At 61.9% G+C, this 21,075-nt stretch carries 17 protein-coding genes; 5 read left to right on the top strand and 12 right to left on the bottom strand.

Annotated elements, in window-relative coordinates; translation table 11 throughout:
• Nucleotides 1-29 precede the first annotated feature (29 nt).
• A complete protein-coding gene (locus ASD07_RS27090) occupies nucleotides 30-1,010 on the bottom strand; it encodes a lipin/Ned1/Smp2 family protein (RefSeq protein WP_055938010.1) in 981 nt (326 codons plus the stop codon).
• A gap of 159 nt (nucleotides 1,011-1,169) precedes the next feature.
• Between ASD07_RS27090 and ASD07_RS27085 the strand changes: the two genes are divergently transcribed.
• Nucleotides 1,170-3,305 carry a ricin-type beta-trefoil lectin domain protein gene (locus tag ASD07_RS27085; protein WP_055938009.1) on the top strand — a complete coding sequence of 712 codons (2,136 nt, stop codon included), beginning with the start codon at nucleotides 1,170-1,172 and terminating at the stop codon, nucleotides 3,303-3,305.
• A gap of 20 nt (nucleotides 3,306-3,325) precedes the next feature.
• Here ASD07_RS27085 and ASD07_RS27080 read toward each other — a convergent pair whose 3' ends face one another.
• The 4 genes from ASD07_RS27080 to ASD07_RS27065 form a co-directional block, all read right to left on the bottom strand.
• A complete protein-coding gene (locus tag ASD07_RS27080) occupies nucleotides 3,326-5,353 on the bottom strand; it encodes a bifunctional diguanylate cyclase/phosphodiesterase (protein ID WP_057247202.1) in 2,028 nt (675 codons plus the stop codon).
• 122 nt (nucleotides 5,354-5,475) lie between these two features.
• Complete coding sequence (locus tag ASD07_RS27075; RefSeq protein WP_055938001.1) at nucleotides 5,476-7,557, bottom strand: bifunctional diguanylate cyclase/phosphodiesterase; 2,082 nt, start codon at nucleotides 7,555-7,557, stop codon at nucleotides 5,476-5,478.
• A gap of 9 nt (nucleotides 7,558-7,566) precedes the next feature.
• Entirely contained in the window at nucleotides 7,567-8,478 is a 912-nt protein-coding gene (locus ASD07_RS27070; RefSeq protein WP_055937997.1) for a DUF2145 domain-containing protein, read from the bottom strand.
• Entirely contained in the window at nucleotides 8,445-8,894 is a 450-nt protein-coding gene (locus tag ASD07_RS27065; RefSeq protein ID WP_055937995.1) for a hypothetical protein, read from the bottom strand. The genes ASD07_RS27070 and ASD07_RS27065 overlap by 34 nt, the downstream gene beginning before the upstream one ends.
• A gap of 115 nt (nucleotides 8,895-9,009) precedes the next feature.
• On the opposite strand from ASD07_RS27065, the gene ASD07_RS27060 reads away from it, so the two are divergent.
• Together ASD07_RS27060 and ASD07_RS27055 are read left to right on the top strand one after the other, a co-directional pair.
• Nucleotides 9,010-10,119 (top strand): hypothetical protein, encoded by a 1,110-nt coding sequence (locus ASD07_RS27060; protein WP_055937992.1) that lies wholly within the window; start codon nucleotides 9,010-9,012, stop codon nucleotides 10,117-10,119.
• Nucleotides 10,070-10,744: a hypothetical protein gene (locus tag ASD07_RS27055; RefSeq protein WP_156398192.1), complete on the top strand. Its 675-nt coding sequence runs from the start codon at nucleotides 10,070-10,072 to the stop codon at nucleotides 10,742-10,744. Before ASD07_RS27060 ends, ASD07_RS27055 begins: the two co-directional genes overlap by 50 nt.
• A 33-nt stretch (nucleotides 10,745-10,777) precedes the next feature.
• Here ASD07_RS27055 and ASD07_RS27050 read toward each other — a convergent pair whose 3' ends face one another.
• Nucleotides 10,778-11,683 (bottom strand): LysR family transcriptional regulator, encoded by a 906-nt coding sequence (locus ASD07_RS27050; RefSeq protein WP_055937987.1) that lies wholly within the window; start codon nucleotides 11,681-11,683, stop codon nucleotides 10,778-10,780.
• A gap of 110 nt (nucleotides 11,684-11,793) precedes the next feature.
• On the opposite strand from ASD07_RS27050, the gene ASD07_RS27045 reads away from it, so the two are divergent.
• Together ASD07_RS27045 and ASD07_RS27040 are read left to right on the top strand one after the other, a co-directional pair.
• Complete coding sequence (locus ASD07_RS27045; RefSeq protein WP_055937984.1) at nucleotides 11,794-12,504, top strand: SDR family oxidoreductase; 711 nt, start codon at nucleotides 11,794-11,796, stop codon at nucleotides 12,502-12,504.
• 7 nt (nucleotides 12,505-12,511) lie between these two features.
• The gene (locus tag ASD07_RS27040; protein ID WP_055937982.1) at nucleotides 12,512-13,294 is read left to right on the top strand and encodes a metallophosphoesterase; all 783 of its coding nucleotides are present in this window, start codon (nucleotides 12,512-12,514) and stop codon (nucleotides 13,292-13,294) included.
• A gap of 9 nt (nucleotides 13,295-13,303) precedes the next feature.
• On the opposite strand, the gene ASD07_RS27035 is transcribed toward ASD07_RS27040, so the two are convergent.
• The 6 genes from ASD07_RS27035 to ASD07_RS27010 all read right to left on the bottom strand — a co-directional run bounded on the left by ASD07_RS27035 (nucleotide 13,304) and on the right by ASD07_RS27010 (nucleotide 21,029).
• Entirely contained in the window at nucleotides 13,304-14,173 is an 870-nt protein-coding gene (locus ASD07_RS27035; RefSeq protein ID WP_082507587.1) for a CPBP family intramembrane glutamic endopeptidase, read from the bottom strand.
• A gap of 8 nt (nucleotides 14,174-14,181) precedes the next feature.
• Nucleotides 14,182-14,958, bottom strand: a complete 777-nt coding sequence (locus tag ASD07_RS27030) for an enoyl-CoA hydratase (RefSeq protein WP_055937976.1) — start codon at nucleotides 14,956-14,958, stop codon at nucleotides 14,182-14,184.
• 142 nt (nucleotides 14,959-15,100) lie between these two features.
• Nucleotides 15,101-16,297, bottom strand: a complete 1,197-nt coding sequence (locus ASD07_RS27025; protein ID WP_055937972.1) for an acetyl-CoA C-acyltransferase — start codon at nucleotides 16,295-16,297, stop codon at nucleotides 15,101-15,103.
• A 27-nt stretch (nucleotides 16,298-16,324) separates the two neighbouring features.
• Nucleotides 16,325-16,822 (bottom strand): YiiD C-terminal domain-containing protein, encoded by a 498-nt coding sequence (locus tag ASD07_RS27020; RefSeq protein ID WP_229207304.1) that lies wholly within the window; start codon nucleotides 16,820-16,822, stop codon nucleotides 16,325-16,327.
• A 6-nt stretch (nucleotides 16,823-16,828) separates the two neighbouring features.
• Nucleotides 16,829-19,225 carry a 3-hydroxyacyl-CoA dehydrogenase/enoyl-CoA hydratase family protein gene (locus ASD07_RS27015; protein WP_055937964.1) on the bottom strand — a complete coding sequence of 799 codons (2,397 nt, stop codon included), beginning with the start codon at nucleotides 19,223-19,225 and terminating at the stop codon, nucleotides 16,829-16,831.
• 13 nt (nucleotides 19,226-19,238) lie between these two features.
• Nucleotides 19,239-21,029 carry an acyl-CoA dehydrogenase C-terminal domain-containing protein gene (locus ASD07_RS27010; protein WP_055937961.1) on the bottom strand — a complete coding sequence of 597 codons (1,791 nt, stop codon included), beginning with the start codon at nucleotides 21,027-21,029 and terminating at the stop codon, nucleotides 19,239-19,241.
• Nucleotides 21,030-21,075 lie beyond the last annotated feature (46 nt).

The following is a 21,075-nucleotide window of genomic DNA, read 5'->3' as shown; positions in this document are numbered from 1 at the left end:
CTCATTGTTCAAAGTGGGAATCTACCACGTTACAGCCGGCAGCTAGCTAGCGGGGTGGGTTCCACCACAAAACTGTAATGGGCGGTGTAATCACCCTGGATCGGCTGCGTGCCCGAAGCGCCGGCGTTCGGGCCGATGATATAGGTCTGCGCCTTGGCGATGCCGCCATCGGCGTAGGCCGCGATATCGGTCGTGGCATTGCCATAGGCGCGCACGATGTTCAGGCCGACCGTGTTGCGCAGGTAGCGCACATAGTCGGTCTTGAACTGCTGTGTATCTGGCGGGATCGGGCCGTCGCCGTAGGGGTTGGAGTGGTAATGCCATTGGCCCATATTCTGGATTTTCAGCCATTCCAGGCCATCCTTCGTCACCCAGTAAGGCCGTCCGGTGAGGAAGATGACCTGGTAGCCTTTCTGGCGGTAGGCGTTAACAACCTGCTGCGCATAGGAATATGCCGTTGCGGTCTTGACGCCAACGTAGTCGGCATAGGCCTCGAAATCGTTGATCGTCAGCGTGCCATCGATATCGAACAGCACTGCATCGCGGTTCGGGTCGACCACGCTCAGGTAGCCGTTGGTGCTGCTCAGGTCGCCCTCCACCACGAAACGCACCGCATAATCGCCGACAGGCCGCACGCCCAGCGGCACATTGACCTTGCCATCGCTATTTGTAATAAAGCTGCCGAGGTACTGCCACTGCTGCATGCCGCTGCCGTAAAGATAGGCGTGAACCCGCTCGCCTTCCAGGTCCTTGTGCAGCACCGCGTCGTAGTCGAACTTGCCGGTAATGGTCGCAGGCTGGCCGGCCTTGACGATGACATCGTGCGCCATATGCCAGGGCTTGTACAAGCCGGACAGGATGGTGTTGCCGAAGTTGGCAAAACCCTTGCGGGCGGGCCCTGACAGTGCAGGCGGATTGGCTGCGGTTACGTAGTCAGGGCAAGCTGCCATGGCAGGCAAAGCAGAAAGGGCACACGCGGTCACGACCGCGCAGCGAACGGCTTTCAACATCGGTTCCTCCTTCAAATGGTTTGTGACGGCAAAACTAGCAGGACTCTGCTACAAGTAAATGACCGCACGAGCCAAAATCTTAGAGGTGGGCCTCCATCGTGCGCCTGCCTTTCCTGGGGTAAGTTAGCCGGTTCAGGGCACTAAACTTTCGGAGGCAGAATGAAGCTGGCAGGCGTCATCGTTTCTCTCCTGTTCGGAATGCAGGCATTGCATGCCGCGGACCTGGGCCTGGGCATCCGTACACAGTACGACGTGGCGATGGATACGCCACTCAATCGCGTCCAGGTACTGGGCGCGCACAATGCCTGGAACGACAGCGGCGCCACCTGGGCCAACCAGCGCTGGCCGATGAACCAGCTGCTCAATTCGGGCATCCGCAATGTCGACCTGGACCTGCACATCAACAATGGCGAGGTGCAGCTGTGCCACCAGGACTGCTCGGCGATCTACGGCGCGCCGGACAACTATCCCAATGAACTGTGGAAGATTCGCAACTGGCTTGATGCCAATCCGAAGGCAATCGTCTTCGTCGACCTGGAAGACCGCGCCAACAGCCAGGCCGGCGTGGTGGGACCGTTGACTGCGGTCTTCGGCTCCCTGCTGTACAAGCCCTCCGACAAGCCCGCCAATCGCTGGGAGTCGCCGCGCGAGATGATCGCCCGCGGCAAGCGCGTGCTCGTGAAATCCGCCAACAACACCTACGACGGCGCAGTGGTCTGGCAAGGCCCTCTGTTCGCAACCGGGGCTGCCGGCGGCTGGAACAGCCGGCAGGTCAAATTCATCAACACCGCCAACTGCACGGTGGACGGCGTGCCGATGGACCAGGAAAATATCTATGCCGTCTCCGACTCCAAGCTGGGCAAGGATGTGCTACCCGATTCCTGGGTCGACGAAACCGGCACCATCGACACGTCCAACATTGCGGCGCTGATGCGCTGCGGCGTAGACAATGTCGACGCGGACCGCTGGGACGAAGGAATGATCGCCTCCGCTATCTGGTCCTGGGCCGACGGCGAGCCAAATGACTACAACAACGAGGATTGCGCACAAATGCGCGGCGACGGGCGCTGGAATGATGGAGCTTGCACCGCCGCGCTGCGCTTTGCCTGCCAGAACAAGGCCCAGCCCGACGACTGGCGCGTCACTCCGGCTGCCGGCGTCTGGCAAGGCGGCAAGCAGGCTTGCAGCGCGGCCTTCGGCAGCGGCTTTGCGTTTTCCGTTCCCGCCAACGCTTACATGAACGAGCGCCTGCGCCTGGCCGCTGGCGCCAACCCTGTCTGGCTGAATTACTCTGACCAGGCGGAGGAAGGCAAATGGGAAAAGTATGACGACGCCCCAACACGCTGGGATACCGGCGCGTACGGCAACAATGAAGACCGCGCCCAGACCCTGCGCCTGCCTGGCGCCGGCGCCGTTCGCGTCAACGTAAGCGGCTCGCTTGGCGCTGGCGATGTTCTACGCATTTACGACAGCAACCGTCGCCTGCTGCACAGTTTCAGCGCAGCGTTTGCCCAATCACTGGTAGTTGCGGACAACGCCATCATCGCACAACTGGTCTCCGATGGCGCCGGCACCTCGAGCGGCGCCAGCGTCGGCATCGAAGCACTCGCCACCACCTGGAGCAGCGGCGCCTATGGCAACAACGAGGACCGCTCCCAGTGGCTGACCATTCCAGGCGCGGCTGCGCTGAAGGTCTACCTCACTGGCAGCACCGATGCGAATCGGGATTTTGTCCACGTATATGACCGCAATGGCACGCTGGTGAAATCCCTGTCCGGCGCCATCGCCGCCAGCTTCATGGTCAGCGGCGACAGCGCGCGCATCCGGCTGGTGTCGGACGGTTCAATTACGGGAGCGGGCGCGGGCGTGAGCGCCAGCGTCAAGCCTGGCAGCGCTTATGTGTTCCGCAAGCTGGTCGACGGCCGCGGCAAGTGCATGGACATCGAAGGCAACAATATGGCTAATGGCACGCCCGTCCATCACTGGAGCTGCCAGGGCCAGGTCACGCAACTCTGGTACCAGGACCCGGATGGCCTGCTGCGCAGCAAGAACAACCCTGACAAATGCGTCGACGTGTACGCTTTCGGCACCGGCAACGGCACCAGGCTGGTGATCTGGGACTGCAACGACAAGGCCAACCAGCGCTTCTCCTGGTCCGGCCAGACCCTGCGCCCGGCCCATGCGCCCGGCAAGGCCATCGACGTCAAGGACGCCTGGTGGAGCTCATTCGACGGCCAGGACCTGCACCTGTGGGATTACCAGGAAAGCTGGGGCCAGAACTGGCACTGGGAGTGACTGGATGGTGAAGCCCGGCCTCACGCCACTCTCCTGTCGTTTGCCAGGTAGTCCGTTGCGGCGTAAGCGGCTAGCGGGCGTGCGAAGTAATAGCCTTGCAGAAGGTGGCATCCCAGCTTGCGCAGCTGCGCCGCCTGCAGCGCATCCTCCACACCCTCTGCTACCAGTTCGAGGCCCAGGTTGCGTGCCAGGCCGACCGCGGTGGCGCAGATCTCCAGGTCCTTGGCGGACCTGCCGATATCGCGCACAAAGCTGCGATCCAGCTTGAAGGCATGCACCGGCAGCAGCTTCAGGTAGCCAAGCGAGGAATAGCCGGTACCGAAATCGTCGATCGAAAGACGGACACCCAGACCGCGCAAAGCCTCCAGCCTTTCGATCGAGCGCTGCGGGTCCTGCATCAGCACGGACTCCGTGATTTCCAGTTCGAGGTCGGCACCCTGCAGGCCGGCGCGCTGCAAGGCCGACTGCACCGTGTCGCCCAGGTCGGTCACCAGCAACTGCTGCGCCGACAGGTTGACCGCCACGCGGACACCGGTGAAACCGTTTTCACGCCAGCTTGCCAATTGCTGGCAGGCGGCATCGATCACCCACGAGCCGATGGCGGCGATGGAACCGGTCGCTTCGGCCAGCGGAATGAATTTATCGGGCATCACCAGTCCCAACGTCGGGTGGTGCCAGCGAATCAGCGCTTCCATGCACACCACCCGATCCGACGCCGCGCAAACCTGCGGCTGGTAATGCAGGACGAACTGCCCTTTCTCGAGCGCCTCCTTCAATTCGTATTCGAGCCCGATACGTTCGCTCAGCGACTGCTGCAGCGAAGGATGGAATACGCGCAGGTTGCCCGGCCCGGCATCGCGCGCCTGGTGCAGCGCCAGCGCCGCCGATGCCAGCAAGTCCTCTGCCGACGAAGCGTGGTCGGGATAGACTGCCACGCCCGCGCTGAACGTCATGTTCAACACTGTGCCCGGAATGGCGAACGGCGCTTTGGCTGCCTCCAGTATCGACTCCACTTCGCTCTCGATGCTGGCCCATGTCTTGTGTCCAGCAATGCCAACAACGAAGCGCGCACTGCCCAGGCGCGCCACCAGCATGCGCTTGCCGCAATGCTGCCGCAGACGCTGCGCCACCTCGAGCAGCAGCTGGTTGCCGGCCTCGTAGCCGCGCGTGCCGTTGATGATCGCCAGCCGGTCCAGGTCAAGCAGCAGCACACCCATCCGGGTCAGCTTCGATTCGCTCTCGACGAACATTTTGTGCAGCAAGTCCAGTGCGCCGGCGCGATTGGGCAGCCGCGTCAGCGCATCGTTGGTCAGCGCATGTTCGAAGCGCAGGCTGGCGCGCTTGTGGCTCTCCACTTCGCGCTCCAGCGCGGCGCTGATGCGGATCTTCTCCGTCATGCGCTGGGTGGCTTCGCGCCGCACCAGCAGCAGGTAGGAGGCAGCGAGGAACAGGAAGCCGAACCCGCTCAGGTAGGGCAATTGCAGCCGGCCCGCATCGCTGGCGCCGCCAAGCGCAGTCGTGACGCTGATCAGCACCACCGAGAGCCATACCAGGCGATTGGAAAAGCGCACGCTCTGGCTACGGACCCGAATGCAGTACACCGCGGCATACACCGCCGCGCCAAGCGACAGCAGGCGATTGACCGCATAGGCCGGCGTGGTTTCACCGGCCAGCAGGAAGGCACGCTCGCCCCACCATAATTCGCCTGGCAGGTCGATCGAGAGCTCTGAAAAGCGGTAGCCATAGGGCGCGGCAAAGTTGTCAGCCACCAGCCAGGCAGTCACGCAGCCCACGGCGTAGGCCAGGCGGAACGCCCATTTGCGCTCGTCGAGGGAGGCAAGCAGGTACCAGATTTGCGGCACCAGCAACAGCGAAAAAAGGTTCACCCATTTATGTGCGGCGATGGCAGCCGCCAGGTCGGGCGCCAGCTGCTGCCGCACATTGGAGAACTGGAACAATGCAAACGTCAGGCACAGCACGGCGAAAGTCCAGCAGGCCCGCACATAAGAGCTGCTGCGTGCCAGCAAAGCGGCTTGGAATGCACACATTGCTAGCGCTCCCATGGAGACAAGGTAGAGCGAAGCAATGGGAGTATCCATACGGTCCTCGATTTTCTTTTTGGCAATTCGCGTTATTTTATTACAAACACGAAAAGCGGCCACTGTTTCGGCTATGCGGCGGCCTGCCTTTGATCCATCAGGAAGTTGGTGGCCGCATGCGCCGCCAGCGGACGCGCAAAGTAGTAGCCCTGCAGCAGGTTGCAGCCCAGGTGGCGCAACTGCGTTGCCTGCACCATGTCTTCCACGCCTTCGGCAACGATCTCGAGACCGAGCTTGCGCGCCAGGCCGACCGCAGTGGCGCAGATTTCGAGATCCTTCTCGCTGGTACCGATGTCGCGCACGAAACTGCGATCAAGCTTGAAGGAGTGCACCGGCAGCATTTTCAGGTAGCCGAGGGACGAGTAACCGGTTCCGAAGTCGTCGATCGAAAGCCGCACGCCCAGGCTGCGCAACGTCTCGAGCCGTTCGATCGAGCGTTGCGGATCTTCCATCAGCACCGACTCCGTGATCTCGAGTTCAAGATCAGCGCCCATCAGGCCGGCGCGCCGCAAGGCCGATTGCACATTGTCGTCAAGATCGTCCAGCAACAGCTGATGCGCCGACACGTTGACCGCCATCCGCACTTCACTGAAGCCCAGCGCACGCCAATCCTGCAGCTGGCGGCAGGCACTTTCGATCACCCATGCGCCGATTGCCGCAATAGTGCCGGTCGATTCGGCCAGCGGGATGAATCTATCCGGCATCACCAGGCCCAGCTCGGGGTGCTGCCAGCGAATCAGCGCTTCCATTCCCAGCACGCGTTCCGTGACGGCACAGACCTGCGGCTGGTAATGCAGGAACAGTTCCCCGTTCTCGAGCGCTTCCTTCAGCTCATTCTCCAGACCGATGCGCTCGCTCAGCGACTTCTGCAGCGATGGGTGGAAAGTACGCATGCTGCCCGGTCCCGCGTCGCGCGCCTCGTGCAGCGCCAGGCCCGCCGATGCCAGCAGGTCTTCCGCCGACTCGGCATGGTCAGGATAGATTGCCACGCCGGCGCTGAAAGTCATATTGAGGATGCTGCCCGCCACCGCGAAAGGCGGCTTGATCGCAGCCAGCACGCCCTCCACTTCGCGTTCGATTCCTCCCAGCGTCTTGTGGCCGGCAATACCGACCACAAAACGCGCGCTGCCAAGGCGTGCCACCAGCCGGCGCTTGCCGCAGTGTTCACGCAGGCGCTGCGCCACCTCGATCAGCACCTGGTTGCCGGCCTCGTAGCCGCGCGTGCCGTTGATAATCGCCAGGCGGTCCAGGTCGAGCAGCAGCACCGCCATGCGGGTCATGCTCGACTCACTCCAGGCCGACATGGTGCGCAGCTTCTCCAGCGCGCCTTCGCGGTTCGGCAGGCGGGTCAGTTCATCGTTGGTCAGGGCGCGCTCGATGCGCCTGCTGGACAGCTTGTGGTTTTCCAGTTCGCGCTCCAGCGCGGCGCTGATGCGAATCTTCTCGGTCAGGCGCTGGGTTGCTTCGCGCCTCACCAGCAGCAGGTAAGACGCAGCGAGGAACAGGAAACCGAATCCGCTCAGGTACGGCATGCGCAGCACGCCGGTATCGGTAGCGCCGCCCAGGGCTGTCGTCACCACGACCAGTGCCGCGGAACTCCATACCAGCCGGTTGGAAAAACGTGCCCGCTGCCGCTGCACGCGAACAAAGTAGATGACCGCAAACACCACGGCGCCCAGCGACAGCAGGCGGCTTACCGTATAAGCGGCTGTCGTTTCGCCAAACAGCAGGAAGGCGTGCCCGCCCCATACCAGTTCCGTTGGGGCATCGCTCGCCAATGAGGAAAAACGATAGCCAAAAGGGACCATGAAATTGTCAACCGCCAGCACGGCCGATATGAAGGCAATGCCGTAGGCAAGACGGAATGCGCTTCGGCTTGGGTCCAGGGAGGCGACCAGGTAGCAGAACTGCGGCGCCAGCAAAAGCGAGAAGAAATTCACCCATTTGTGGGCCCTGACCGCCTCCGCCAGCCCGGGCGCCAGCTGTTGCTGCACGTTCGTGTACTGGAAGCAGGCAAATGTCAGGCAGATTACTGCAAAAGCCCAGCAAGCCCGCACATAAGAACTGTTGCGAGCCACCAGCGCAGACTGGAATGCCGACATTGCCAGCGCACCTGCGGAGATCAGGTAAAGCGACGCAATGGGAGTGTCCATATGACCTTGTTAATTTCCGTTTTCAAAGGCGATAACCTCGTCACCAGCCTGCGCTTCGCAACCCGCACCCATCGTTTCCCAGCCGCGCCGGATCACGATATGGTTCGCGTTGTAGCAAAGCTCGATGCGACGCGCTTGTGGCGCTTCGCGGCGAACAAAATTTTCAATCGACGAAGGCAGGCTGACGCGCATTGTTTGCGCACGCAAGTCCTCGTCGGGATGGTCAATCACGTGCACTAACGGCACGAAGTGCGCGGCGATCACCAGCGTGCGGCCAACGTCGACCGCTTGCGCCTGGTAGCCGCGCTCACGCAGCCAGCGCTGCGCCTCTTCGCGCTGCGGCGCGGATGCGCCCCAGGCGCTGGCAATCAGCTCCACCAACCACTGGTTGCAGTTCTGGAAGCGCGTGCCGTAGGCATAAGCGTTGGCACTGTACTCGCCCGCCAGCAGCGACAAAGGGGTTTGCGCATCCAGCGCTGCTGCTTGAAGTTTGCTGGCCGCTCCTTCCGGCAGCAGCACCATCGACAGGTGGCCGTGCGCCGGTTCTTCCGCACCGAGCACGAAACCGGCCATGCCCTGGTCGAAGATGCGCGGGCGCTTCTCGTCGCAAGCATAGTAAAGCTGGCGCACCGACCAGGGACTGTTTGGGTTGGCTTTCAAAGCCAGGCCCGCGTGCGAGTAGCGCAGTGCGAAGCGCGCTAGGTCAAGGCCGGCGCGCGACACCACGGCGGCGCTAGCGCCGGAGCGTTCCAGTTCATCTTTCACCACGGCGGCGAAACGCAGCACGTGGTCCTGCGCCGCCGCCGAAACTTTCGCCGGACGGTCGCAGAACATCATCCCGCCAGCCTGCGCCGCGGCATTCCAGCCGAGCGCCAGGCAGGCAGAGATCAGATGGCGTGCGAGCGCAGTTCGCGTTGCCATGCGTCGTCGAGGGCCAGGAAGAAGGCCTGGCGGGTGTCGGCGTACGCGAATTCGTAGCCGTAAGGACGCTCGCTCACCTGCACCAGCGCGCCCGCCGGCAGTGCGCGGTCAGCCAGGGCTGCTTTCGGCACGGTGAGGAAGAATTCATTGCCTTGGCCTTGCAGCTTCAGGCGGGTTGCGCCTGGCTTGCCTGGCGCCTCGGCCACGTCGATGACGCGGTACTGGCCGGCGGCCACTTTCTTGTCGTCGCCGCTGGAGCTCTTGCTGGAGCCGCCGATGGAATCGGAAATGCTACCGGAGGATGCGGAACCAGCGCTCGAGGCGGACGAAGCAAAGCTGTCGGCCTGGGCCGGGATGGCGATAGCGGCGGCCAGCACAGACAGTGCGGCGGCGCGGCGCAGGAATTGCATGGACATTGATGGATTCTCCCGTTGAAAACGTCGCGTGGATTATACGCGCACTCTTGAGCGGCAAGACCGCGCACTTGCTGCCATAATGGCTGCTTTGCATTTTTGGCAACTAGAGAGCGCCATGAAAAAACCTGTCTCGCCCATCGCCATCGAACTGCTCACCAGGGAGCTTGCCTACCAGGCCAAAGAGCAGCGCGAAAGCATCGTCCTGCGCCTGCACAGTGCTTTCCTGCACCTGACGGAAGCACTGCAGCCTTTGCGCGAAATGTGGCAAGGCAGCGGCGCAGCCGCCTACCAGGCCGCCGCGGAATGCGGCTGGAATCCGCTGCAGGCCAAATGGCTGCGCGCCAAGCGCAGCGTGTTCAATGCTGAACTCTGGGGCAGCGTAGCGGACACGATGCGGCAAGGCGCCCAGCCCGGCGACGAGACGCAATCCGCCGAGGCCGACGAATGGGTGTGGTGGAAAGGGCGCCTAGGCGGCCTGCCAGCCATAACAGGGATCAAACTGCTGCCAGGAACATTGCCCGACGCGCCGCACGACTTCAGCCATGGCGCATTCGGCGGTGGCGTCACTTTCGCCGCAAGGCTGCAGGAACACCGTGCCGCGATCTTCGGGCTGCCCGCTCTTATCGCCAACGGCGACCGGCAGGGCATCGACGATTTCCTCGAGCGGGTACTACCTGCGATGCGGCCGAAACTGGCGCGTGAAGTGCTGGCTTCCCATAACCGCCGGATGATCGACCAACTGCTGGCGGAGCAGGACAGCATGCTGACCTGGCTGGCGTACATGGAGATGGTTTTCGAGTCGGTTCCCCCGTCCCTGTACGCCCACCTGGCAGGTCCGGGCGGTGCCACCCTGATGCTCGAACTGCGCCTGATGCTGCCGCTCGCCTTGCTCTGCAGCGGACCGGTAATAGGACACGCGATCCATGAAGTTGCCAACCACCTGGAATGCTTCGTCGAAGACGAGGAAGATCCTTCACCGCTCGACGCCGCCGTAGCGGAATTCGCGCATTTGCTCGTTGACTTCGTGCGTGCGGCAAATGAAGTGCACGAGCTTGAGGAATTGCTGTCCGAAGCACGGATCGAGGAGCTGGACTTTCCTTTCGTACCGCGCTCCGACCTCCGCACGCGCAAGGCCGCTATCCGGCGGGACAAATCGTGCCGCGCCTGCGGCAGCCTTGAACATCGCGGACATGGAGTTCGCATGGGTACAGTTGCGTACGAATGAAAGCCAGACGATGACCGCGTTTGAAAAAGAGTACTACTTCCTCCGGCGAGGCAGAAATGCGTCGCTCCCCTATCCCACCGCCTTCCATGAAACGCACGAGCGCGAATACTGGAGGGGCAAGGTAGCGCCCGACTCGGCGCCGCTAGCTTTCTACAACGGCGAAAAACGCGGTCACCGCAAGGAAGGTATCAAGCCAATGCTCGTGCCACCCGATGTGATGTATGACGCTGGCAACCTTATCGTGCGCAATCACGTGCGCGAGGCTCTGCTGGAACGCAAAGTTACCGGTCTTTCCATGCACCCCGCGTGGTGGGTGCATGACGATAAGTCCCTTTATGAGGACTATTGCTACGTGGGCTTTCAAAAAAAGTTCGATTGCTGGGACCGGGAACTTTCCGAGCATTCCGGCCAGGAAGAAGATGCCGATCCCACTGACCCTGAGCCGATCGTTTCATCTTTCTGCCTGAATACACAGCTATTGGAACGGACGCCCTTGCACGAGCGCCTGTTGTTCGTGATGGGCGGCTGCTTCGCCGGCGATCTGGTGTGCCACGAGAGCATTCTCCAGCTGCTTCAAGGAGGTGAACACAGCGGCATCCGCGCCACCCTCATCGCGGATGACTGAAATGTTCCCGAGGCCCAGGCATCGATAAGGCCTTTACACCTTTTCCATACCGGGCCATGCGGGAATCGTCGCTTGCAGGAATTCAATCAAGGCACGCGTACGCACTGGCACAAAGCGGCGAGAAGGATAAAGAATATGAACTTCATGCGGCGCAGCTTCCCACGCCGGCAGGATGCGTACCAATTGCCCGCTTTGCAGCAAGTCTCCGACCAGCCAGAGTGGCGCCATCCCGAGCGCAAATCCCGACGCCAGGCATTCGCGTACCGCATGGGAACTGTTGATACGAAAACGTCCGCGTACCGCGACTTCCGACGCTTGCCCTTCACGATGGAAGGTAATCCGGTCGCCGCCTTGCAGCCACGCGTACCGCACGAAATTGTGATCGGCCAGTTCCTCCAGCGCTGCCGGCGCACCGAAGCGATCCAGGTATTGCGGCGACGCGAGCAGCACGCGCGGCGACGAAGCGATTTTTCTCGCGATCAGGTTGCCGGGAAGCTCGCCGCCAAGGCGCACCGCAAGGTCGACGCCCTCCTCGACCAGGTCGATCATGCGATCGTTCAGAATCAACTCGACCTGTATCTTCGGATGCGTTTCCAGGAAGTGCTGGATTGCCGCGCTCAAATGCGCCTGGCCGATGCCGACCGGCGCGCTCACCCGGATCGCCCCTGAGGGCTGCTCCCGCGCTCCATGCACGTCCGCCAGCGCTTCCTCATAAGCGTCAAGCACGCGTTTGGCCTGTTCATAAAATCGTTTTCCGGCATCCGTCACCGTCAGGCCGGTGAAGCTGCGCTCCAGCAGCCGGGCGCCAACCGTTCGCTCAAGATTCGAGATTGTCTTGCTGACGGTTGGCTGCGTGATACCGGCATCGCGCGCGGCCGCCGACAGGCTGCCCGTTTCCACGACGCGCACAAAAGACTGCATTCCCTTGAGTTGATCCATTGCCCTCAGCATTCCATTTTGGAATGGCACCCATTCGATTTGACAGCGTACCCAACGCTTTTTGAAGAGCATACACTGCGTCGCAACTCAACTTCAACTGGAAGAACGATATGCTCGACAGTCAACACGTAGTCATCTTCGGCGGCAGCAGCGGGATCGGCCTGGCCGCCGCCGTCCAAGCCAGGAGCCTGGGCGCCGAACTGACTTTGGTCGGCCGCAACCGCGCAAAACTGAACCAGGCGGCAGACTCGCTGGGAGGCGCGCGTGTCGTCGTGGCGGACATTACGGACCGTGCGGAAGTCGAGGCAGTATTCGCCGGCTTGGAACGCGTGGATCACCTGGTGGTCACCGCCGGCACCTTTAATGCCGGCCGCGTTGCCGACTGCGATCCGGATGTCTTGCTGCACGCACTGGACGAACGTATCGCCGGGCCCCTGTATGCGATCAAGGCAGCACTGCCCTTGTTTTCCAATCGAGGTTCCATCATCCTGACGGGTGGCCAGTTGTCGGATCGCCCGACCGGCAACGGCGTTGCGGTGATTTCGGCTGCGGTTCGAGGCGTCGAAGCGCTTGCAGGCGCACTCGCGCAAGAGCTGAAACCCATTCGCGTCAACGTGGTTGCACCAGGCTTCACCGACACGCCACTGTTCGATGTACTGGGTGAAACCAGCAAAGCATTCCTTCAGCAGGTTGCCGAAAGCCTTCCCGTCGGACGCGTGGGACAGGCGGAAGAAATTGGCGCCGCCATCCTGTTCATGATGACCAATACCTACATCAACGGAGAGGTGCTGCATATCGATGGCGGGGGCCGCCTGATATGATCAGGACATGCGCTTACTGATTCTCTCCGACCTCCATCGCGAATTCTGGAATAAGCACCAGGTTTCGTTTGACATCGCCGCTTCGTCGCCGGACGTCGTTGTCCTGGCTGGGGATATCGATACCAGCGGCGTGCGGTCCGTGCAGTGGGCCGAAGCTGCCTTTGCAGGTATCCCGGTCATCTACGTGCACGGCAACCATGAAGGTTACGGCCACAACCTGGATAGCGAGATCGAAAAGATACGTGCCGCCAGTGCCGCGACGCAGAATGTGAAGTTCCTGAATTGCGATGAGCATGTCATAGGAGGCGTGCGCTTCCTGGGTGCTGCGTTATGGACCGACTTCAAGCTGTTTGGAGATGACCGGCGATACTTCGCCATGACCAGGGCGGAAGAGGTCATGTCTGACTACCGCCGCATACGGCTCGCCAGCAAGAACTACGGCAGGCTGCGCACCAAGGATACTGCCTTGTTCCATGAGCAGCACAAGTCCTGGATCAGCACTAAGCTGGCTGATCCCCACGGCGGTAAAACCGTCGTCGTAACCCACATGGCGCCTTCCATGCGCTCGGTTCCGAGCCAGTATGCGAACGACCTGACTTCATCCGCCTATGCCTCGAACCTGGACGAGGTAGCGGCCAAGGCGGATCTTTGGGTGCATGGCCACATGCACGAATCATTTGACTACGAAATCGGGCCTTGCCGAGTTGTGTGCAACCCGTTTGGATATATGTCAAAGAGCGGAAGTGGTGAGAACGAAAGCTTCAATCCGAACTGCATCGTCGAGATTTGAAGCCCGCATTCAGCCGCCACGCGGATAGGTAAACGCGATGAAATGTGCCAGGTTAAGCAGGAAGTGGGCGGCGATCGGAATCTCGATGCGCCGCGTCCTGGCATACAACAGCCCGTATCCCACGCCGGCCAGGCTGGCGAGCACGCCAATCTGCCAACCACCGCCCAGGTGCGCGGCACCGAACAACAAGCCCGAAACCGCTACGGCTAAAGTGTTGCCGTAGCGCGCAAGCTGCCCCTGGATGACGCCACGGAAGAAGGCCTCCTCCGCCACGCAGACAAACAGCAGGTTGACGACGGCGAACAGCGGCAGGAATGGCGAAAGTTTGAAGTCGGGATGCACGAATCCAATTGCCCAGCTCGCGCCCAGCACCGCCACCAGGAGCGCTGCCAGCACAATACCCTGCGATCTCAATGCGGCGCCAAAATCCCGCAAGGAACTGGCACGGTGGCAGAAGAACACCAGCAGCACTACCCCGACCACCCCCTTATCGAAGTTCGCATACATGGTGTACGGCGCCGAAGCAGCTGACAGCTGCACATCCTTCAACAACAAGGGATTGTCGAAGCCAGGAACCGCATGCACTGCGAGCGCAAGGGCCAGCAGCAGCGTCAATAGCGTGAACAGCACCCGCACAGCGGGCTTGCCGTGGCGGCTCGCCAACCATGCGAAAGCCAGTAAGGCGCAGATACTGGCCAGCACGACGGGGTGCAGCACCCCTGCCGCCAGGCCGGCGCCAGTCGCCAGTCCGAGCAGGACGAGCCAGAGGTGCCGCAGGAAGGCTGGCCGTTCATCGTTCGCCGCTGCCAGGCCCGTGCCAGCAATCGAAAGGCCCAGCAAACAAAACGGCAGCCAGGCCAGAGCAGGAATCGCTTGCATGCTTCGCGTCAGGCGAACTTGGAGAAGTCCGGCTTACGCTTTTCGAAGAAGGCGGTGAAGGCTTCCTTCGCTTCGGCGCCGGTCAGCATCGAGCCGAATTGCGCGCTTTCCAAGTCGATGTGGGCTTTCAGCGCTTCGCGGCCGGCCTTCATCAGGCGTTTGGTCTGGCGGATCGACTCCGCCGGCAGGGCGACCAGCTTGGCTGCTTGCGCCTGGGCGTGGGCCAGAACCTGGTCGGCCGGCAGCAGCTTGGAGATCAGGCCCATGTCGTAGGCTTCCTGCGCGCTGAACGGTTCGCCCAGCATCAGCTTTTCCGCCGCGCGGGCATGGCCGCCATTGGCCGGCAGCAGCATGCTGGAGCCGAATTCAGGACACAGGCCCAGTGCCGCGAAAGGCACCGAGAACTTCGCGTTGTCGGCGGCGTACACCAGGTCGCAGTGCATCAGCATGGTGGTGCCGATGCCGATGGCGGCGCCGTTCACGGCTGCCACGACTGGCTTGGTGCTGTTGAACAGGGCCTTCATGAACTGGATTACCGGCCGGTCGGAGAATGCCACGCCGTCGTTGGCGGTGGTGGTCATGGCGAAGTCGACCAGGTCGTTACCGGCGGTGAAAATCTCCGGCTTGCCGGTGAACAGGATGGCGCGCACTTCAGCGTCGGTTTCGGCGGCGTTGATGGTGTCGGCCATGGTCTGGTACATGGCGGAGGTGATCGCGTTCTTGCGGTCCAGGCGGTCGAATTCGATGGTCAGGATGCCGTTGGCTTTGCTGGTCTGGATTGCCATTTTCGTTTGTCTCCGTTCTTTGAACCGGTAAACCGGTGTCAGACCCGCAGGGTCAGACACCTGCTGCTCACAGGACTGTGGATATGAAAAAGGCGGGCCATCCGACCCGCCTTGCTAATGCGTTATCGCGTCGTCGCGCGGATTATACGCGCTCGATGATGCCTGCTGCGCCCATCCCGGCGCCCACGCACATCGTGACCATGCCGTATTTCAGCTGGTTGCGGCGCAGTGCATGCACCACGGTCGCGGCGCGGATAGCACCGGTGGCGCCCAGTGGGTGGCCCAGGGCGATTGCGCCACCCATCGGGTTCACTTTGCTGGTGTCCAGGTTCAGGTCGCGGATCACGGCCAGGGCCTGTGCTGCGAAAGCCTCGTTCAGTTCGATCCAGTCCAGCTGGTCCTGGGTGATGCCGGCAGCGGCGCAAGCGGCTGGGATGGCAACCTTAGGACCGATACCCATGATTTCCGGTGGTACGCCGCGCACGGCGAACGAGGAGAACTTGGCCAGCGGGGTCAGGTTGTGTTCTTTCAGGATCTTCTCGGAGACCACGATCAACGCGCCGGCGCCGTCGGACATCTGCGAGGAGGTCGCGGCGGTCACGGTGCCCTTGGCGGCGAACACTGGCTTCAGCTTGGCCATGCCTTCCATGGAGGCGTCGGCGCGTGCGCCTTCGTCGGTATCCACGGTGCGCTTGCCAACCTTGATCTCGCCGGTGCGCAGGTCAGGGGTGCGGGTGATGATCTCGACCGGGGTGGTCTCGTCCTTGAAGAAGCCGGCTTGCTGGGCGGCGATCGCCTTGCGGTGCGATTCCAGGCCGAAGGCGTCCTGGTCTTCGCGGGAGATCTTCCACTGCTGCGCCACTTTCTCGGCGGTCAGGCCCATGCCGTAGGCCAGGCCCACGTTCTCGTCCTTGAAGGTGTCCATGTTGATCGACGGATGGTGGCCCATCATCGGCACCATCGACATCGATTCCACGCCGCCGGCGATCATCACGTCGGCTTCGCCAACGCGGATGCGGTCGGCAGCCATGGCCAGGGCGGTGATGCCCGAGGCGCAGTAACGGTTGATGGTCACGCCGCCCACGGTGTTCGGCAGGCCTGCCAGCACCACGGAGTTACGGGCGATATTGAAGCCCTGTTCCGCTTCCGGGAAGGAGCAGCCGATGATCGCGTCGACGATCAGGGCCGGGTCCAGGCCAGGCACGGCGGCCATGGCGCCCTTGATGGCGGCGACCAGCAGGTCGTCCGGGCGGGTCTTACTGAACATACCGCGCGGTGCTTTACCGATCGGGGTGCGGGTAGCGGCGACGATGTATGCGTCTTGGAGTTGTTTGCTCATTTTTAAGCTTTCCAGTATCTGTATTCGTTAGCGTTTGGCGGAGAGGTACCAGTCCACCTGTACTTGTGCTGACAGCGTGCCGTGTTCGTCGAAGATGTCGACGTTGACCGGGAACGCTACTTTTCCTTCATCCTTCAGCTGTGCGCGGATCGCGGCGAGGTCGCCCGGTACCTTGCCGGAGGCGCGCGTCGCGCCCTTGGCCACTTTCTGGTACTGGATGCGCGACTCCTTGGCGACCGGGCGCATGTCCATGATCAGGTCGGCAAAGCCGCCTGCCATGGCTGCGCCGGAGGCCGTTTCGGCCAGCGTGAAGATCGCACCTGCATGCGGCGTGCCGAGGTGGTTATGCAGCTTGCCGTCGTCCGGCATCGACACTTCGGCCATTCCCGGGCCGATGCTGTCGATGCGGATGCCGAGCAGGCGCACAAACGGCAGCGACTCCGTCATGTGCTTCTTGATTTGCTCATAGACCATGCCAGGTTTCACTCGAAGTAAAAGTTTAAAGGCCAGCGACAGGATGGACATTTGCTCTTAGTTGCGTACCGGCTTACCGGTCTGCAGCATGCCCATGATGCGCTCTTGCGACTTAGGATGGTTCAGCAATTCCAGGAAGGCCTTGCGTTCCATATCCAGCAGCCACTGCTCGCTCACTACGCTGCCCTGGTCGATGTCGCCGCCGGACACGATCTCGGCGATCATGTCGCCCAGCTTGTAGTCGTGGGCGGAGATGAAGCCGCCATCGCGCATGTTGACCAGCTGGCCGCGGATGGTGCCCCAGCCGTAACGGCCGGTCACTGGCACCGGACGCTGGATCGGCGCGCGGTAGCCGGAATCGGCCATCGCACGTGCCGTGGTTTTCGCCACGTGCAGCAGTTCATACGCGTTGAACACGATCACGTCGTCTTCCTTCAGGTAGCCCATGGCCTTCGCTTCCAGCGCGGACTTGGAGACGTTCGCGGTAGCAGCGTTGGTGAAGCCGGTCTTCAGGAATTGCAGGATGTCGTTGCCCTTGGATTCCTTGGCAGCACGGACAGCCGCTTCTTTCAGGCCGCCACCGCCAGGGATCAGGCCAACGCCCACTTCCACCAGGCCGATGTAGGATTCCAGTGCCGCTACGCGCTTCGATGCGTGCAGCATCATCTCGCAGCCGCCGCCCAGGGCGATACCGGCAACAGCCGCCACCACTGGCACGTTGGAATATTTCATCGACATGAAGGTGTCTTGCAGTTCCTTGATGATCGGGTCGACCGCTTTCGCGCCGCCGGCCATGAAGGCTGGCAGGGCTTCCTGCAGGTCGGCGCCGGCCGAGAAGGCGCCGCCTTCGGCTGCGTCGGTGTTCCAGATCACCATGCCCTTGAAGTTCTTTTCAGCTTCGGCCAGGCCCAGCTTGATTCCGTTGATCACGCCTTTGCCGATCACGTGCATCTTGGTCTTCAGCGACAGGATCAGGACGTCGTCGCCGGTGTGCCACAGGCGCACGGACTCGTCTTCGTGCACGGTCACGCCGGCAGTCTTAGGATCGGCGCCGCCGCCGCCCACTACCGGAGCGCGGAATTCCTGGCGCTTGTACACGGCCAGTTCGGAACGTGGCGTGTAGGACTTGGTCGCTGGCGAGAACGAGCCTTCAGCGGTATGCACGCCCTGCTCGCCAACTTTGCCCTCGAACACCCAAGCTGGCAGCGGTGCATTGCACAGCGCCTTGCCGGCTTCGATGTCTTCCTTGACCCACTGTGCAACCTGGCCCCAGCCTGCCGCTTGCCAGGTTTCGAACGGGCCGACGTTCCAGCCGAAGCCCCAGCGCATGGCGAAGTCGATGTCGCGCGCGTTGTCGGCGATCGATTCCAGGTGGATCGCGATGTAATGGAAAGCGTCACGGAAGATCGCCCACAGGAACTGGCCTTGCGGGTTGGTCGATTCGCGCAGCGCCTTCATCTTCTTGACCGGATCCTTTTCTTTCAGGATGCGGGCGATGATGTCGTCTGCTTTCTTGCCGCCGGCGACGTATTCACCGGTGGCTGCGTCCAGGCGCATGATGTCCTTGCCGACCTTCTTGTAGAAGCCGGCGCCGGACTTCTGGCCCAGGGCGCCCTTGGCGACCAGGCCGGACAGCACGGCAGGAGTCTTGTACAGCGCTGCGAACGGATCGTTCGGCAGGTTGTCTTCCATGGTCTTGATCACGTGGCCCATGGTGTCCAGGCCAACCACGTCGGCGGTACGGAAGGTACCGGACTTGGCGCGGCCCAGCTTGGCGCCGGTCAGGTCGTCGACCACGTCGACGGACAGGCCGAACTGCTCGGCTTCGTGGATGATGGCCAGGATGCCGAACACGCCAACGCGGTTGGCGATGAAGTTCGGGGTGTCCTTGGCACGGACCACGCCCTTGCCCAGCACGGAAGTCATGAAGGTTTCCAGCTGGTCCAGGATTTCCGGCTTGGTGTCGGTGGTCGGGATCAGTTCCACCAGGTGCATGTAGCGTGGTGGGTTGAAGAAGTGCACGCCGCAGAAGCGCGCCTTCAGGTCTGCGTCGAAGCCTTCGGCCAGCTTGTTGATCGACAGGCCGGAGGTGTTCGAGGCGAAGATCGCGTTCTGGGCGATGTGCGGAGCGACCTTCTTGTACAGGTCATGCTTCCAGTCCATGCGCTCGGCGATCGCTTCGATGATCAGGTCGCAGCCGGCCAGCAGGTCCAGGTTGTCTTCGTAGTTGGCGATCTGCACCAGTTCCGCGTCGGCCTTGTCGCCGAAAGGAGCCGGGGACAGCTTTTTCAGGCCTTCGATGGCCTTGATGCCGATACCGTTCTTGTTGCCTTCTTTGGCTGGCAGGTCAAACAGGACCACCGGTACTTTAGCGTTGACGCAGTGGGCAGCGATCTGCGCACCCATCACGCCGGCACCCAGTACCGCTACTTTTTTCACGTTGAAGTTGCTCATGTTTTTCCTTTAATTAGAACAGGTCAGCATCCAGGGCCATCAGGTTGGCGGCGCCGGAACGAGCCTGGCGGATCAGGGTTGCGGTTTCTGGGTACAGGCGGCCGAAGTAGAAGCGGATGGTTGCCAGTTTCGAGGTGTAGAACTTGTCGCCCGACGCTTCTTTTTCCAGGGCGATCTTCGCCATCTGTGCGAAGAAGTAGGAGTACACCAGGTGACCGGCGACGCGCAGGTAAGGCACGGCGGCGGCGCCCACTTCGTCCTGGTTCTGGAAGGCCTTCATGCCGATTTCCATGGTCAGCTTGGTCAGCTTCTCGCCCAGGTCGCCCAGCGGGGTGACGAATTCGGACATCGCTTCGTCGGTGCCGTTTTCTTCCACGAAGGCGCGCACTTTCTCGCCGAACTTGCGCAGCTTGGCGCCGTTGTCCATCAGGATCTTACGGCCCAGCAGGTCCAGCGACTGCACGGTGTTGGTGCCTTCGTAAATCAGGTTGATACGCGCGTCGCGCACGTACTGCTCCATGCCCCATTCGGAGATGTAGCCGTGGCCGCCGTACACCTGCATCGCGTCGGAGGTGGCGATCCATGCGTTGTCGGTAATGAAGGCCTTGATGATTGGGGTCAGCAGGGCTACTTCGTCGCCGGCTTCCTTGCGCACATCGGCGTCAGGGTGGTGCAGTTCGCGGTCGATCTGCAGTGCCACGTAGGAAGCGAAAGCACGCGCGCCTTCAGCGTAGGCTTTGCCGGTCAGCAGCATGCGGCGCACGTCAGGGTGCACGATGATCGGGTCGGCAGGACCTTCCGGGTTCTTCACGCCGGACAGGGAGCGCATCTGCAGGCGGTCTTTTGCGTACACCAGCGCGTTCTGGTAAGCCACTTCGGTCAGGCCCAGGGACTGCACGCCTACGCCCAGGCGGGCAGCGTTCATGAACACGAACATCGCGTTCAGGCCCTTGTTCGGCTGGCCGATGATCCAGCCTTTTGCGCCGTCCAGGTTCATCTGGCAGGTCGAGTTGCCGTGGATGCCCATCTTCTCTTCGATCGCGCCGCAGAAGATCGGGTTGCGCTCGCCGATCGAACCGTCCGCGTTAGGGATGAACTTAGGCACCAGGAACAGGGAGATGCCCTTCGAGCCTTCCGGTGCGTCCGGTACGCGAGCCAGCACCAGGTGCAGGATGTTTTCAGCCATATCGTGTTCGCCGGCCGAGATGAAGATCTTGGCGCCGGTGATGTCCCACGAGCCGTCGGCGTTAGGGATGGCTTTCGAGCGCAGCATCCCCAGGTCGGTGCCGCAGTGTGGCTCGGTCAGGCACATGGTGCCGGTCCACTCGCCGGAAACCAGCTTAGGCAGGTAGGTCTTCTTCTGTTCGTCGGTGCCGTGTTCTTTCAGGCACTCGTAGGCGCCGTGCGACAGGCCTGGATACATGGTCCATGCCTGGTTGGCCGAGTTCAGCATCTCGTAGAACGAGTTGTTCAGGACGATAGGCAGGCCCTGGCCGCCGAAGTCAGGATCGCAAGCCAGCGCAGCCCAGCCGCCTTCAACGTACTGAGCGTAAGCTTCCTTGAAGCCCTTTGGAGTGGTCACAGTCTTGGCCGCTGCATCGTGGTGGCAGCCTTCGCGGTCGCCCGAGTGGTTCAGCGGGAACAGCACTTCGGAGGTGAACTTGGCGCCTTCTTCCAGCACCTGGTTGATGATGTCCGCGTCGGTTTCGGCGTGAGGAGGCAGCTCTTTCAGCTTCTCTTCCACCTTCAGCAGTTCATGCAGTACGAACTGCATATCACGGATTGGCGCGACGTATTGACCCATTTTATTCTCCAGATAGCTAAAAGGTTATGTTTGCTCGGCTGCTGCG

Origin of the sequence: Duganella sp. Root336D2 (assembly GCF_001425005.1) — a bacterium.
Taxonomy (GTDB): Bacteria; Pseudomonadota; Gammaproteobacteria; order Burkholderiales; family Burkholderiaceae_D; genus Rugamonas.
Note: the sequence above shows the minus strand (reverse complement) of the source record. Positions and strands in the feature narration are given on the sequence as shown.